This is a genomic window from Fundicoccus sp. Sow4_H7 (assembly GCF_052115865.1).
Classification (GTDB): Bacteria; Bacillota; Bacilli; order Lactobacillales; family Aerococcaceae; genus Fundicoccus_A.
This window is the reverse complement of record NZ_JBQKME010000011.1, coordinates 67,325-82,403: the sequence shown is the minus strand read 5'-3', so window position 1 is coordinate 82,403 and position 15,079 is coordinate 67,325. Positions and strand designations below refer to the sequence as shown.

Annotated in this window: 13 protein-coding genes and 1 pseudogene; 10 read left to right on the top strand and 4 right to left on the bottom strand. The window is 38.6% G+C overall.

Annotated features, from left to right (window positions below; all coding sequences use genetic code 11):
• Positions 1-414: 414 nt before the first annotated feature.
• Positions 415-722 (bottom strand): annotated as a pseudogene (locus ACTQ54_RS10280) (MGMT family protein).
• Positions 723-1,018: 296 nt separating this feature from the next.
• Here ACTQ54_RS10280 and ACTQ54_RS10275 point away from each other — a divergent pair.
• The 3 genes from ACTQ54_RS10275 to ACTQ54_RS10265 are packed head-to-tail and all read left to right on the top strand — an operon-like array spanning position 1,019 to position 4,755.
• Complete coding sequence (locus tag ACTQ54_RS10275) at positions 1,019-1,585, top strand: sugar O-acetyltransferase (RefSeq protein WP_441756575.1); 567 nt, start codon at positions 1,019-1,021, stop codon at positions 1,583-1,585.
• Between the two features lie 15 nt (positions 1,586-1,600).
• Positions 1,601-4,600: a glycoside hydrolase family 2 TIM barrel-domain containing protein gene (locus tag ACTQ54_RS10270; RefSeq protein WP_441756574.1), complete on the top strand. Its 3,000-nt coding sequence runs from the start codon at positions 1,601-1,603 to the stop codon at positions 4,598-4,600.
• Positions 4,601-4,620: 20 nt separating this feature from the next.
• Positions 4,621-4,755 (top strand): hypothetical protein, encoded by a 135-nt coding sequence (locus tag ACTQ54_RS10265; protein WP_441756572.1) that lies wholly within the window; start codon positions 4,621-4,623, stop codon positions 4,753-4,755.
• A 232-nt stretch (positions 4,756-4,987) separates the two neighbouring features.
• On the opposite strand, the gene ACTQ54_RS10260 is transcribed toward ACTQ54_RS10265, so the two are convergent.
• Positions 4,988-5,818 carry an AraC family transcriptional regulator gene (locus ACTQ54_RS10260; protein WP_441756570.1) on the bottom strand — a complete coding sequence of 277 codons (831 nt, stop codon included), beginning with the start codon at positions 5,816-5,818 and terminating at the stop codon, positions 4,988-4,990.
• A gap of 965 nt (positions 5,819-6,783) precedes the next feature.
• Complete coding sequence (locus ACTQ54_RS10255) at positions 6,784-7,812, bottom strand: Gfo/Idh/MocA family oxidoreductase (protein ID WP_441756568.1); 1,029 nt, start codon at positions 7,810-7,812, stop codon at positions 6,784-6,786.
• Positions 7,813-7,961: 149 nt separating this feature from the next.
• Here ACTQ54_RS10255 and ACTQ54_RS10250 point away from each other — a divergent pair, with 149 nt between their 5' ends.
• From ACTQ54_RS10250 to ACTQ54_RS10235, 4 genes are all read left to right on the top strand, one after another.
• Positions 7,962-8,405, top strand: coding sequence for a MarR family winged helix-turn-helix transcriptional regulator (locus ACTQ54_RS10250; RefSeq protein ID WP_441756566.1), 444 nt, complete (start codon positions 7,962-7,964; stop codon positions 8,403-8,405).
• A 33-nt stretch (positions 8,406-8,438) separates the two neighbouring features.
• The gene (locus tag ACTQ54_RS10245) at positions 8,439-10,283 is read left to right on the top strand and encodes an ABC transporter ATP-binding protein (protein ID WP_441756564.1); all 1,845 of its coding nucleotides are present in this window, start codon (positions 8,439-8,441) and stop codon (positions 10,281-10,283) included.
• 105 nt (positions 10,284-10,388) lie between these two features.
• Positions 10,389-11,327, top strand: coding sequence for a patatin-like phospholipase family protein (locus ACTQ54_RS10240; protein ID WP_441756562.1), 939 nt, complete (start codon positions 10,389-10,391; stop codon positions 11,325-11,327).
• Between the two features lie 23 nt (positions 11,328-11,350).
• Positions 11,351-11,875, top strand: coding sequence for a cyclase family protein (locus tag ACTQ54_RS10235; RefSeq protein WP_441756560.1), 525 nt, complete (start codon positions 11,351-11,353; stop codon positions 11,873-11,875).
• Between the two features lie 45 nt (positions 11,876-11,920).
• On the opposite strand, the gene ACTQ54_RS10230 is transcribed toward ACTQ54_RS10235, so the two are convergent.
• Entirely contained in the window at positions 11,921-12,352 is a 432-nt protein-coding gene (locus tag ACTQ54_RS10230) for a DUF2188 domain-containing protein (RefSeq protein ID WP_441756559.1), read from the bottom strand.
• A gap of 418 nt (positions 12,353-12,770) precedes the next feature.
• Between ACTQ54_RS10230 and ACTQ54_RS10225 the strand changes: the two genes are divergently transcribed.
• The 3 genes from ACTQ54_RS10225 to ACTQ54_RS10215 all read left to right on the top strand — a co-directional run bounded on the left by ACTQ54_RS10225 (position 12,771) and on the right by ACTQ54_RS10215 (position 14,989).
• Positions 12,771-13,304 (top strand): GNAT family N-acetyltransferase, encoded by a 534-nt coding sequence (locus tag ACTQ54_RS10225; protein ID WP_441756557.1) that lies wholly within the window; start codon positions 12,771-12,773, stop codon positions 13,302-13,304.
• Positions 13,305-13,386: 82 nt separating this feature from the next.
• Positions 13,387-14,583: an MFS transporter gene (locus ACTQ54_RS10220; RefSeq protein WP_441756556.1), complete on the top strand. Its 1,197-nt coding sequence runs from the start codon at positions 13,387-13,389 to the stop codon at positions 14,581-14,583.
• 49 nt (positions 14,584-14,632) lie between these two features.
• Complete coding sequence (locus ACTQ54_RS10215) at positions 14,633-14,989, top strand: hypothetical protein (RefSeq protein ID WP_441756554.1); 357 nt, start codon at positions 14,633-14,635, stop codon at positions 14,987-14,989.
• Positions 14,990-15,079: the final 90 nt, after the last annotated feature.

The following is a 15,079-nucleotide window of genomic DNA, read 5'->3' as shown; positions in this document are numbered from 1 at the left end:
CCTCAAACCGAATTACTTCCCTGCGTTCACCAAACGCGTACCCCTCAGACCGAAATACTTCCCTGCGTTCACCAAACGCGTACCCCTCAAACCGAATTACTTCCCTGCGTTCACCAAACGCGTACCCCTCAGACCGAAATACTTCCCTGCGTTCACCAAACGCGTACCCCTCAAACCGAATTACTTCCCTGCGTTCACCAAACGCGTACCCCTCAGACCGAAATACTTCCCTGCGTTCACCAAACGCGTACCCCTCAAACCGAATTACTTCCCTGCGTTCACCAAACGCGTACCCCTCAGACCGAAATACTTCCCTGCGTTCACCAAACGCGTACCCCTCAAACCGAATTACTTCCCTGCGTTTCTAAAAAACGCCTCCAGCAAAATAAATCTACAAGCTAACAAATCCAATTTTTATATTTCCCACAAATGCTGCTTAACATCCACATGATTGTTGTTTTTAAAGGTCACGCCTTCAATTAACAATCGTTCTTTTTGTTGGGGCAAGTGTGGCGCAAGTCGGCCGGCATGGTTGACGACACGATGGCAGGGAAAGTTGCCATATAATTTTGCTTGACTTAAACTTTGCCGATTAAGTGTGCGTTTTTATCTCGCCCAATATACTGTGCGATTTGGCCATAAGTACTGACTTTGCAGATAGGAATTTGATCGACAACTGCTAAAATTTCGTAAATAAGATCTTCATCTAATTTTGCCACCAAATAAATACAGCACCTTTATTGCTAACAATATTTAATATAGCAAACACAACACTGGAAAGGATGCAATGCTAGGACAATTTTATATGTCTTTTTGTTGCATAAAATCATGAAAAGAGTTCACATTATTTCATTTATTAAAGTATTTGAATACGGTATCATTATATTAAGTGATTGACATGAACAAAGTGTTTAATCGCAATGATATTTATTTAGATAGAGGTAGAAAATCTTTGCACAAGCAGAAGGCTTTTTGTTACAGCAGAGATATTTATTTTGAAGAAGGAGTGGGTTAGTTTATGGATATTTATGAGAAGATGAAATCGGGTGAAATTTATGATCCGGGTGAGGCGGATTTGTTGGCGGAGCAGGTGAAGGTGAATCAGCTGGTTTATGATTATAATCATACGCCGGTGATTGAACGGGAAAAACGCCAGGAATTGATTAAGCAAATTTTTGCGAAAACGGGTGAAAATATCACGATTGAAACGCCTTTTAATGCTAATTGGGGTTCCAATACGACTTTAGGGAATAATTTTTATGCTAATTTTAATATGTCGTTAGTGGATGATGCGGATATTACGATTGGTGATTTTGTTAAATTTGGGCCGAATGCTGTTTTAACGACGGCTAGTCATCCGATTGAACCTGATTTAAGACGTAAATCATTGCAGTTTAATCGTCCGATTGTGATTGAAGATAATGTGTGGTTAGGGGCAAATGTGGTTGTTTTTGGTGGGGTAACGATTGGTGAAAATAGTGTGATTGGTGCAGGTAGTATTGTTACAAAGGATGTTCCGCCAAATGTTGTGGCTTTTGGCAATCCTTGTCGTGTGGTTCGTTCTGTTTATGATAAAAAGGAATAAAAGGAGCTTGAAAAAATGCTTTTAACCAATTATTTTGAAGATTTAAAAACACTTCATGTTAATACTTTGGCTCGACGTAATTATTATGTGCCATTTTCTTCATTTGAGGCAGCTAAAACTACCTTAAATCGGCGTGAGTCTGATTTATATACTGATTTAAATGGTAGCTGGGATTTTCACTATTTTGAAAATGTGCGTCTCATTGACCAGGAATATTGGCTGCCAGAAATCAGTCAAAAGTTAGAATTTGACCAAATTCCAGTGCCAAGTGGATGGCAATTGCATGGTTATGGACAAATTCAATATACGAATACGGAATATCCGATTCCATATGATCCACCATTTGTGCCATATGATAATCCAGCAGGTTTGTATAAACGCACACTTGACATTTCAAGTTTAGAAGAGGGCGTTGATTATCATTTAAACTTTGAAGGTGTCGATTCTGCCTTTTATGTATGGGTCAATGATCAATTTATTGGCTATTCGCAAATATCTCACAGTAATCAAGAGTTTGATATAACGGCTGCGTTAAAAGAAGGCAGCAATCAGTTAACGGTTTTAGTTGTCCAATGGAGTGATGGGACTTATTACGAAGATCAGGATAAATTTAGATATAGTGGAATTTACCGTGATGTCTATTTAGTAAAACGCCAAGCTCAACGTCTGAACCACTTTAATGTGACACCAGATGTTGCTGAAGACCTAACACAAGCGTCCATTCAAATAAATATCTTAGCTGCTCAGGATGTTGAAACGGTTAAGGTAAGTTTGTTTGATCCTAATGGCTCTTTAGTTGAAGAGCGAGAAATCGCAACTAGTGGGATTGCTGAGTTTACAATTGACCAGCCATTATTATGGAATGCGGAGCAACCTCATTTGTATCTGTTAGTGATTCAAGCAGGGGACGAGTTTTATCGTCAGGAAGTTGGTTTACGTAAAGTTGAAATTAAAGATAAGCAGTTATTTATTAACCATCATTCAATTAAACTAGTTGGGGTAAACCATCATGATACGAACCCAAATACGGGAGCGACGGTTACTTTAGCGGATCAAATCTATGATTTGGAACAAATGAAATTGTATAATTTCAACTCGATTCGAACCGCTCACTATCCAAAAACAGCTGAGTTTTACGAATTGACTGATCGCATGGGCTTTTATGTGATGAGTGAAGCAGATGTGGAAACACATGGTGTGGTTGATTTATATGGCGTTGGTGGCAATGCTAACTACAATATGATGGCAGATGATCCGGAATTTTCAGAAGGTTTTGTTGATCGGATGGATGCAAGCATTGTGCCGTTTTATAATTATTCTTCTATTATTATGTGGTCAGCTGGAAACGAGTCGGGTTACGGGATTGGCATAGAAAATATGTTGCGTCATGCTCGTGAACTAGATCCTAACCGCCCACTGCACTATGAAGCCTATTGGTACCGTGATCGCTCGATTGATTTTAATGATGAATTCATTGATATGTACAGTCGTATGTATCCATCTGTGGCAGAAATTGAAGACTTGTACTTTAAAGATGGCATTGATCGCCCATTTATTTTATGTGAGTACATCCATGCGATGGGGAATGGTCCAGGTGATATTAAAGAATATTACGACTATATGATGACGAAAGATGAATTTATTGGAGCGTTTGTTTGGGAGTGGGCAGACCATGCGGTTAACCTAAACCGTGGGACAGATAAAGAAGCGGTTTATCGTTATGGTGGCGATCATGGTGAATACCCGCATGCAGGGAATTTCTGTATGGATGGACTTGTCTATCCAGACCGCAAACCCCATACGGCTGTGTTAGAACATCGTCAAATCTTTAGACGTGTCCTATTAACTGAAGCTAATACTGACACAATGGAATTTACTTTCAAGAGCTTATATGATTTTGTTCATGCCAAAGAAAAAGTAACTTTGGAAGTTGAGTTTTATGATGAAAAGGGATATTTGGTAGAAACAACTGCCATTTCAGACTTTGATATCGAACCAACTAGACAGTCAACCATTAAAGTAGACTTGCCTTCCGATGAGACCGCTAGCTTGCGTTTTGTTACACGCATGACAAATGCAGCGGACTATACTGGTGCTGAACTCGGTTTTGATCAAGTAATCTTAAAGGAATTTGAATCAGATATTCTAGAAGCAAATGATACGAAAGAAGTTAAAGTAGAAGAAACTTTAAGTGACTTTGTTGTACACGTCGGTGATGATCATGTATCGTTTAGCAAACGTAATGGAGCCATTAGCCAAATCAATCGTGGCGGACAAGATTTATTAACGCAAGCCGGTTCATGGACCATTTGGCGCGCACCAATTGATAACGATCGTAATATCAGGAGAGAATGGCATAAAGCTAATTATGATCGCGCAGTGACACGCATTCACGAATTTTCATCTAATGAAACGAAGGATGGCCACCAATTAACATTTAAAGGTGTCATAAATTCTGTTTCACGCCAAAATATCGTTGATTTTGAAGCGAAGTGGACGGTGAGTTCGAATGGAATCATTAATTTAGACTTAAATGGACATGTTAATCCTATAATGCCATTCTTACCACGTTTTGCTTTATTATTACCATTGTCTAAAGACTTTGATCATGTGCATTACTACGGGAACGGCCCGTTTGAAAGTTATGAAGACAAACGTTATGCAAGCTATCTTGCTGCTTTTGATGGCGTTGTGGCTGACTTCTACGAGCCATATGTCACTCCGCAAGAAAACGGTAGTCATAATTTAGTTAAAGAATTGAGCCTCGGGAATAATCAAACAACCCTTGCTTTTGCAGGCGAAGATACATTCTCATTTAATGTGTCCAATTACTCAACAGAGCAATTAACAAACGTCCCGCACCGCGATAAGCTTGAAGTTGAAGACACAACTTACCTGCACCTAGATGTTAAACAAAGTGGGTTAGGAAGTAATGCTTGCGGACCTCAGTTGGCCGAAGAATTCCGCTTCAACGACGAATCCTTTGCATTTAACCTTTCATTCCTTTTAAAATAAATATCACTGTGGTAATTGGAGTGGACCGATCAGACGAAACTAAGCATCATTTTCGTCAGATTGTAGCTGGATCAGACGAAACAAAGCATCAATTCCGTCAGATAGCAGGTCGATCAGACGAAACTAAGCATCATTTTCGTCAGATAGCAGGCTGAGCAGACGAAACAAAGCATCAATTCCGTCAGATCGTAGGCTGAGTAGACGAAACTAAGCATCAATTCCGTCAGATCGTAGGCCGAGCAACCGAACCTAAGTGGAATTTCCGTCAAATCGCCGCTCAATCAACTGAAACTAAGCAGCTTTCTCGTCAGATTGCTGTCTACTTAGCAAAAAAACAAGTAGCCTCCCAAAGTTAGTATCAATCGCTAACTTTGGGAGGCTTTTTTCTTATTCCAATTCAACACTTGAACGATAATCGGTCGGGCTCATGCCAAATTTCTTTTTGAAATTTTTGGAGAAGAGTAATTGATTCTCATAGCCAACCGCATGAGCAATTTCTTTGATGCTGAGATATTTATTTTTAAGGAGGGTTTGGGCTTTTTTCATGCGTTTGTTTTGTAAATATTCTTGCGGAGAGAGTTCGTATTTATGTTTGAACAGGCGATAGAGATAGCTGCGGCTAATCCCAATGTGGTCAGCAACGTCGGTGATGGTCATGCGCTTTGTGTAATTGGATTGGATATATTCTAAGGCAATTTCCTCATAGTTGCGTTGCGGTAACTCGAGTGAATGATTTTTATCGCGAAACTCATTAGTTAAAGCCAAAAGTAGTTCGTATAGCTTGTATTTGTACCAGACCATATTGTTGGCAGTTTCAGAGTTGTCACGGGTGAAATGACATATTTCTTTAATGATTTGACTGGACTGATTGTTTTCTGGGAACTGAATAAAAAAATTACTAAGCAAAGTTGTGAGTTTCATATAGTCATCTAAATGTCGACCGTTCAAACCTACCCAATAATATTTCCAAGGGTCACTGTCATCGGCATAGTAGCGGACCTTGGTTCCTTTGCGAATGATAAAACCTTGACCGGCCGTTAATTCATGGCGCTCACCATTATGCTCATAAACGCCTCGACCCGATTCAATGTAATGAATGATAAAATTTTGATAGGTATTGTAATTATAAGTTTGCCCTGGAAAAAAAGTTTGAATACCACATTCATCGATGCTGATATCATGATCATTCTTTTCAAAATATTTCCATAATTCCTTCAAATAGATTCACTCCAGAATTGATAAGTTATTCGACAACTATTATATCAAATAAATATCACTGTTATCATCTTAATTGTGTATATAGACGCAAAATAAATAACATTCAAACGACCGCTAGAAAAACTCATATCCTAACGTTAGACTATGTATATCCTAAAGATAGGATGAATAAACAAAACAAATAAATATACAGGAGCATGAGAATGATTGCAAGTTTAAAAAGAATTAACGAACTCGCTGCAAAAAATCGGGAAGTAGGACTGACAGTTGAAAAATTAGGAATACCGAGCGGCAGTCTCGCGCTCGTATGAAAAGGTGATTTCATCCGAGCGGCAGTCTCGCGCTCGTATGAAATATGTGTTTCATCCGAGCGGTTAGTTCGCGGTCGTATGAAATATGTGTTTCATCCGAGCGGTTAGTTCGCGGTCGTATGAAATGGTGTTTTCATCCGATCGGTTGGTTCGCGCTCGTTTGAAAAGGTGATTTCATCCGAGCGGCAGTCTCGCGCTCGTATGAAAAGGTGATTTCATCCGAGCGGCAGTCTCGCGCTCGTATGAAAAGGTGGTTTCATCCGAGCGGCAGTCTCGCGTTCGTTTGAAAAAGTGGTTTTATCCGAGCGGCAGTCTCGCGCTCGTTTGAAAAAGTGGTTTCATCCGAGCGGCAGTCTCGCGCTCGTTTGAAAAAGTGGTTTCATCCGAGCGGTTAGTGCGCGTTCGTTTGAAATAGGATAAAGTCCATAAAAATATTTAAAAAACGTGAAAGAACGTGACTAAAGATAAAACTCGTCGTAGCAATAAAAGATTTTTTTTGGTATTCTTTGAGGAATGATTGACTACTTCATGCTTACGTCAGCTCAATCAATTTACACAATTTCTAGGACTTACTCGATCTAATTACAAACTTCGCACCATCCGCAATAGAAAAAAATGACTGAGCTCACAACTAAACAACACAAAGAGACGCTTTTACAGCGTCTCTTTGTCAATTAAGCCTTGCATGGCCTCTTCAAGTATGGCAATTTGAATCAAGCTATCTTCATCTTTTACAACCTTTTCTGCACCATGAACGATGGATTGATAAACGCCTTCGTAAATGCGGCTGTAATCACCAATTTCAGAAACTATCTTTTCTTCATGATAGACACCATCATCACTTATATATGTCAGCGTTCCATAATGTTCTGGCGTATCCACCCCAAAGTCTTCATTATCAGGCATATAAAATTGCTTCAAATGTTCTTCTTGTCGGTCTTTTGTTTCCTTAACAAACATCCCTTTTTTCCCATAAACAATAAAACTTGGACGGGCTTTGATTCTAAAATAACTTGACTTCACGGAAACTTTTAAAGCGCCATAATATAAATCCAAATCAAAATAATCATTCATTTTCCCGCTACCCAATAACTGACGCACATCTGAATGAACCTTATCTGGTTTCCCAAAATACCCAATCACTTGATCCAAAGTATGACACCCATGCCCATACAAGAAACTATCAATGGCAGAAAAAGTGCTTTGTTCAGGCGTTTCCGACCTAAAATAATCAAAATGCATTTCAAGCTCTAACAAATCCCCCAGCTTCCCCGATTCAATCACTTTTTGTACGGTTAAAAAGTCCGAATCAAAGCGACGATTTTGGTAACATTGGATAAACAAATTTCTACTTTTTGCCAAGTCAAACAAGCTTTTGGCTTCCTCATAAGTTTGTGTAAAAGGTTTTTCCAACAAAACATGTTTTCCATGTTCTAAAGCCTCTTTAGCTAAAGAAAAATGCGACGCATTCGATGTAGTTATGACCACTAAATCAATCGAATCATCTAAATAAATATCACTGATATCAGACGTATAAATAATCCCATCAATCGCTGGCCACTGACTTTTCCCGCTTCTTGAATAAATTGATTTAATCTTAATTTTATCCTTGAGCAGCATTGAAAAAGGCAAGTGATAGCGATTAGTACTTTTGCCATTACCAATATAAGCAATTGTTAACATACAAGACCTCCTTTAAAGTTAAGTCAACTATAATAAATAATCCTCAAAGTAGCTAGTATTCTGATTAAATCAGACTCGAGATGGATAGAAATCATATCGTTAACAATGTATAATAGTTAATGTAAGTTAATTATTAAGGATGTGATAGTTTGAAATCTGATAAAGAATTTACTGTCAGTGATTTAGCTAAAAAAGTCCATCAGTTAAAACTCAAACAACGCGCAAGCAGAACAGAGCCAAGAGGAAGCCGCAGTAAATATTTAATTTTATCGTATTTACAAACACATGATAATGTTATCCCGAGTGAATTAGGCAAAGTGATGAATGTATCCACTCCAAGAATTACAACCATATTAAATAGTTTAGAAGAAGAAGGTTTCATTAACCGTCATATTTCAACCAAGGATCGCCGTCATATCAATGTAACAATTACTGATCCAGGCAGAGAATATGTTATAAACACTCAAAATAAAAAATTACAGGATTTGGAAAAATTAAAAAGTACGTTAGATGAAAGTGATTTTCAAGCCTTTGGCAGAATTTTGGATACCATTCATGAAATAATGGAAGAAAATACTAGCTGGTCGTTATAGCAGAGATATTTATTAAGAGAGGTTGTTGATAAGATGCGAGGAGTAAATAATCGAGCATTAGATAAGGAAATTCAGGCATCACCACCGGAAATTAATCGCGTTTTATTGGAGCGAATATTTTCTTATATCAGACCGTATTTGTGGCAACTACTAGTCATTATTGCAATCATACTTTTTTCTTCGGTTTTGGGCATTTTTCCTTCGGTTTTGTCGGGGAAAATTATAGATGAAGGTTTTATTGCAGAGGACTTCGATCGTTTAGTAGTATTAATTGCTTTATCAGTTGGTGTTTTATTTGCATCTAGTTTGATTAGTTTAATGCAAGTTTACTTGAGTGCTTGGTTGTCACAAAATATTGCGAAAGATTTGAGAAATCAAATGTATGCACATTTACAAAAGATGCCGCAAAGTTTCTTCACTTCACGCAAGCAAGGGGAAATTGTGACGCGAATGACCAGTGATATTGCTGGAGTTGAGTCGGTTATAACGGGCACATTTACGCAAACTATTTCAAATGTGGCGGTTTTGCTGACATCGATTGTGGTGATGTTTCGTATGAATTGGATTTTGGCGGTTGTGAGTTTATTAGTTGTCCCTCTTTTAGTAATTCCAATTAAATTAGTAGGGAAGAAGAGATGGGCTTTGACAACAGAAACGCAACAAATGAACGATCAGGCTAATGAGGTCGTGAATGAAACCTTGAGCGTGAGTGGACAACAGTTGGTTAAGTTATTTACGAAGGAAGAAAGTGAACACAAGCGATTTGGAAAAATTAATGATGATCTGTCAGCTTTAAAAATTAAAGAGCGGACGTTAGGAAGCTTCTTTAGAATGGTCGCTTTTACACTGGTTGAGTTAGGACCAATGGTCTTGTATTTAATTGGTGGATTTTTGATTTTAAAAAGAGGCCATACCAATCTAACGATTGGGGATATTACGATTATGGTCAGTTTAATGATGCGATTATATCGTCCTCTCATGAATTTATTGGATGTTCAAATTGAATTTGTCCGTTCCCTTGCTTTATTTACAAGAATTTTTGATTATTTAGACTTATCAGTTGAGATTGAAGAAGTGGAAAATCCAATTGTAATTGATGATTTTAAAGGTAATTTGACCTTTAATGATGTTTATTTTGATTATCAGCCGAATAAACCGATTATTAAAGGGGTAAGTTTTAGTGTTGAGGCAGGCAAGACATTAGCGATTGTTGGACATTCCGGTGCAGGTAAGTCAACCTTATTTAATTTGATTCCACGTTTGTATGATAGTAAAGGCGGAGATATTTATTTAGATGGGGTTTCGATAAAGGATTTGGATTTGGAATTTTTACGGCAACAAATTGGCATGGTCACGCAGGAGACTTACTTGTTTAATGCGTCGATTAAGGAGAATTTGTTGTATGCCAAGGCAGATGCTACGGATACAGAGTTGGTGGAAGCCTGTCGTGCGGCCAATATTCATGATTTTATTATGAGTTTGCCGGATGGATATGAGACGGTCGTGGGGAACCGTGGGACGAAGTTATCGGGTGGTGAAAAGCAACGGGTGTCGATTGCACGTGTGATCTTGAAAAATCCGAAAATTTTGTTGCTAGATGAAGCGACTTCGAGTTTGGATTCTATTTCAGAGCAGCTAATCCAAGAAGCTTTGGAGCCTTTGATGAAGGAGCGGACGACCTTAGTCATTGCCCATCGTTTATCGACGATTATGAATGCTGATGAAATTCTGGTTTTAGACAAGGGGCGTGTAGCAGAAGTTGGGACCCACCTTGAGTTGTTGGAACAAGATAGCCTTTATAAGCAAATGTATCAGACGCAGTTTAAGACATTTTTGGAGAGCGAAGAATTCTATGAAAGTTTGCTGGCGGACGTATAAAGATATTTTTATTTTTTTAAATGATGTTAAAAGTCTTTCAAATCTGACTTAGGTAGGATTAAACAGCTAACAATTTATGCTAATATATCTTACTGAGGTGGTTGAATGGATAGAAAAGATAGATTAACAGCTAAAACAATCGGTTTAAGTTTTTCTGGTGGAGGGGCAAAAAGCTTTGCTGAAGTGGCAATTTTAGAGGAATTAGAGCGTAAGAACTTAGCCATTTCCTCTGTTGCTGGAACTTCAATGGGTGCCTTTATTGCAGCGGGAGTTGCCTATGGTTTAACGGCAGCCGAAGTAAAAGATTTGGTTATCGAAACAGATCGCTTAATAGCTGAAAGTGAAATTTTTAAGAAGCGTCAAATCGTGACCAGCCTGTTGGTGTTGAATTACTCCACCGGTTTTGTGGCCATGGATAAAATAAAAGAAGTGATCGCGGACATCCATCCTTTATATCGTGAGGTGATGTTGTCTGATTTAACAATGCCGATTGCGATAACGGCTACGGATTTAATTAGTGGAAAATTGGTCGTTTTTTCAAATGATGCGAGTCAATTTATTGATAATCCTGAAGAAATTGAATTTTATCCGGAAGATATTTCAGTCGTGGATGCATGCCTGGCCTCCAGTTCTTATCCCTTTGTGATTCAGCCGACATCGCTTGGCGGTTATCAATTGGTTGACGGTGGTCTGCTACTAAATTCACCGGCGAATTTGTTCAAGCGAGCACCTGAGGGGCAAATTGAATATGTGATTTCAACAGGTCTTGAACCGAAAAAGTATATCAAAGCCGCTACGCGTACCAATGATGTGATTAACCGTTCCTTGAGCTTAATGCGGCGCCAGCAAGCCGGACTTTCCATTGCATTGGCGAATATTCATTATAATTTTCCGGTAAGTTCAACGGCCACATTTGTATTTGGGCATGCTGAACAAACCATTCAAGTCGCGCAAAACCACTTAAAATCCCATCCAATCCCTTTATCGGGACTTTACAAACGGCCAACGAAAAAACGTATTTATTTTAAAAACCCCTTTAAATAAACATCTCTGCTAGGAGTCAAATAGTGAAAATAATCGATTTAACGAAAAAAATCTATACGAATATGCCTGTCTATCCTGCTGACCCAGAAGTGAAGTTTGAAAAGCATGTGGATTTTGATACACATAGTTGGCAGGTTCATCGTATGGAGATGGGCTCGCATACGGGAACACACGTTGATGCATTTTCTCATATGCATGAAGGAGCTCCTTCAATTGATGCCATTTCCTTAGATCATTTTATAGGTTCAGCACAATTAGTGGACGTGGATGATGCAGTCTTTCCTATTGGGATAGGATTGTTATTTGATGCGTTTGTTGATCTGCCTGTTCTGGAGCGGATTGTTGCTGCTAAACCATTGTTTGTGGCGGGGGATTTAAGTGTAGCCTTGGAACGCGAGTTGTTGGGAATGGGGATTGTCACTTATACCGATTTGGTGAATTTGGATCAATTACCTAAGGGAGAGAAATTTTTGTTTGTCGGTCTGCCATTGGCATTAGTTGGATTGGACGGATCACCGGTACGAGCGGTTGCGATTTTAGATAAATAAATGTTAAGTGAGAAAAGCAGTCCAGTGATGCTGGACTGCTTATTTTTATGACTGTTTTTTGCCATCTTTTGTGTAACTAATAACGTCTGTATCTTTATTTTCTGCGATTTCTTTAGCTCGTTTGATAGCTTCGGCTTTGGTATCGAAAGTTTGATCAGCACGTTCTGCTTTCTTTGTTTTTACCTGCCATTTATCTTCTTTAAAAAATACTTCTACATCTTCATCGAGTAAATCTGGATTGCCCGATTGTTCATGTTGATCGTTTTTCTGTGGATTGGCTTCTTTTTCGAATTCTTCTTTTTCTTTTGTTGTAGCATTTTCAAACCATTCCTTAGCTTGTGAAATAGCAATAGGTATGGCTTGGTCGTCATCATAACCGTTGGCCAACATAGCATTTGCCATATCAATCATTTTTTTACGTAATAGGGGCTCAAAGTTTTTCATCGAAGCGGGATAATCTTTCATATTCCAAGGCATTGTCATGTCCTCCTAACATATTGTTGCAAGATAATTATGACAATACTTAGTGGAAAGTACAAATAATTTGATTTTAATAATCGGTGGTATAAGCGTGTGTAACTTTGACTAGTCTAAGTGGCACAATAGAGTTGCAAATGTACCAGATAGCACGTCAACTGGCACATCCGAACTAAACATATACCGAATAACAGAGATTGCTGAATTTCTAGTCGGTCAACGAATCAATGAGGGCAGAGAATTGGATCTCATTTTAATCAAACTCGGTTTAGCTCGATTTCAAAGCAAACGTTTGCTTGCACAAAACTTATCTAATTAATTCTAGAAGCAAACATTTCTTGAAATTCCAATTTATAGTGAAACTAGCAGTGATATTTATTTAGAGGGGTGGTATTATGGAAGGGAAATGGGGGATTTTATGTTAAGGGATAAGGATATGGTCTTGCGGCCGATCGAAGCAGGGGATTTGGAGCGGTTTTGGGAGTTGGTGTTTAAGGAGGCCTGGCCTGAGTGGAAGGAGTGGGATGCGCCTTATTTTTCGCATGAGCAAAAGTCATATGAGGAGTTTTTAAAGGGTGCGAGTTCTTGGGTGAATCATCCACGGTTTTGGGCAGTAGTTGTGGATGATAAATTTGTAGGGACAGTTTCTTATTATTGGGAAGACGAAGGGAAGTATTGGTTGGAGATGGGGATCGTTTTGTATGAGTCAAACAATTGGAATTTTGGCTTAGGATATCGGGCAATGAGATTGTGGATGGATTATTTGTTTGAGAATTTAGATGTGGCTCGGGTTGGGTTTACGACCTGGTCGGGGAATGCGCGAATGATGCGTGTGGGTGAGAAGTTGGGAATGACATTGGAAGCGAGGCTTCGCAAGGTACGATTTTACAATGGGGAGTACTACGATTCCATTCGTATGGGGATTTTGCGGGAAGAATGGGCGCAAGGATAATTGTTTTAGTATTTACTTAACTTCCTTAATTAAATGGTTTATAATAACTAGGATTATTAATTGAGGATGAAAAGGGTGGCGTATGTTTAGTTTATTATTAGCAATTATTTATGTGGCATTTGTTTCTTTAGGTTTGCCAGATGCTTTGTTGGGAGCGGCTTGGCCGACGATGTATATGGAATTTGAAGTGCCAGTTTCTTTTGCAGGTGGGATTTCGATGATTATTGCTTTTGGGACGATTATTTCGAGTTTACAAAGTGATCGTTTGACAAAGTGGTTGGGGACAGGGAAAGTTACAGCTATTAGCGTGCTTTTAACTGCCGTGGCTTTGTATGGTTTTTCGATTTCGCATGCTTATTGGCAGCTTTGTTTATGGGCGATTCCATACGGACTGGGTGCTGGAAGTGTTGATGCGTCGATTAATAATTATGCGGCTTTGAATTTCCCAAGTAGCCATATGAGTTGGCTTCACTGTTCTTGGGGAGTAGGGGCTTCACTAGGTCCAGCTATTTTAGGTTATGTGTTGACCATAGGTGGGACTTGGAATACAGGGTATTTATATATTGCAATTTTTCAGTTTGTATTGACGACAGTGCTCTTCCTGTCATTACCTCTTTGGAATGATAGAAGGAAAAACGGCAAAAATGAACAGGGCGAATCTGATCATCTGGATACTCCATCATTGAGCCTAAAACAGATTATACGGCTACCGTCTGCGAAAGAATCTTTGATTTCTTTTTTATGTTATTGTGGAATTGAAGCGACGACAAGTTTATGGGCAAGTACTTATTTAAATATATATAAAAATGTCCATGAAGAAGCAGCCGCAACTTATGCAAGTATGTTTTTTATTGGGATCACAGTTGGACGCGCTATTGGTGGATTTGTCACCATAAAGTTTACCGATGATGATATGATAAAAATCGGCATCAATGTAATTTTAATTGGCATTATTGCATTGTTGATTCCTTATGGAACTGTTTTATCAGTGGTTGGATTTGTCTTGATTGGTCTTGGTTGTGCGCCGATTTATCCAGCTATTATTCATTCGACACCTGATTATTTTGGCGCCGATTTGTCACAAGCCATTATTGGTGTCCAAATGGCAAGTGCCTATGTTGGTACCATGCTCATGCCACCATTATTTGGATTAATTGCGAATCATATCCACGTGGCTTTATTGCCAATTTTCTTGCTAGCACTATTAGGACTGATGTTTTATGTTTACAAGCAAAAATTACCATTCAAACGAATTGCCGATGATAAGCTTAATCATTAGACACCGCATGCATTTTCCTTTAAAGTTAAGGTAGAAAGAGGTGTTGAATATGAAATTTAGAATTACAGAAGATGATATTTTAGCTGTTGTGGAAAAATATTCCGATAACACTGCAACGGCTGCATACGCTGAAGACGGTGCCGCCATGCGCTTTGGTTACTATACGGTTATACTTGATGATGAAAAAATTACCTTAGTTAAAATGAACCTCTCCTTCGAGGAAATTGAACACGATGTAATTCCTTTATCGGATGTCCAATCGATAAAAATTTCAGGCTTCATCATCAAAAAAGTCAAAATTCAAACGGCTGACGACACAATTAAATTGATTTTTAAACCCCTGGCTGTGGGTAATGGCGCTTTCCAAAGGGCCATTGTCGAACGATTTTCAACCCTCGCCAAATAAATATCACTACTATTAGACGAAAAAAGTACTATTGAATATTAAAATTATGATTGCCAAGGAAGCTATTTTAGCGATAAAAGCAAAATATGC

What these genes read in the sequence shown, in the direction of transcription:
- ACTQ54_RS10275 (WP_441756575.1), top strand. Translation starts at nt 1,019, where the DNA reads ATGGATATTTATGAGAAGATGAAATCGGGTGAAATTTATGATCCGGGT.
- ACTQ54_RS10270 (WP_441756574.1), top strand. Translation starts at nt 1,601, where the DNA reads ATGCTTTTAACCAATTATTTTGAAGATTTAAAAACACTTCATGTTAAT.
- ACTQ54_RS10255 (WP_441756568.1), bottom strand. Translation starts at nt 7,812, where the DNA reads ATGTTAACAATTGCTTATATTGGTAATGGCAAAAGTACTAATCGCTAT.
- ACTQ54_RS10245 (WP_441756564.1), top strand. Translation starts at nt 8,439, where the DNA reads ATGCGAGGAGTAAATAATCGAGCATTAGATAAGGAAATTCAGGCATCA.
- ACTQ54_RS10240 (WP_441756562.1), top strand. Translation starts at nt 10,389, where the DNA reads ATGGATAGAAAAGATAGATTAACAGCTAAAACAATCGGTTTAAGTTTT.
- ACTQ54_RS10230 (WP_441756559.1), bottom strand. Translation starts at nt 12,352, where the DNA reads ATGCCTTGGAATATGAAAGATTATCCCGCTTCGATGAAAAACTTTGAG.
- ACTQ54_RS10225 (WP_441756557.1), top strand. Translation starts at nt 12,771, where the DNA reads ATGTTAAGGGATAAGGATATGGTCTTGCGGCCGATCGAAGCAGGGGAT.
- ACTQ54_RS10220 (WP_441756556.1), top strand. Translation starts at nt 13,387, where the DNA reads ATGTTTAGTTTATTATTAGCAATTATTTATGTGGCATTTGTTTCTTTA.
- ACTQ54_RS10215 (WP_441756554.1), top strand. Translation starts at nt 14,633, where the DNA reads ATGAAATTTAGAATTACAGAAGATGATATTTTAGCTGTTGTGGAAAAA.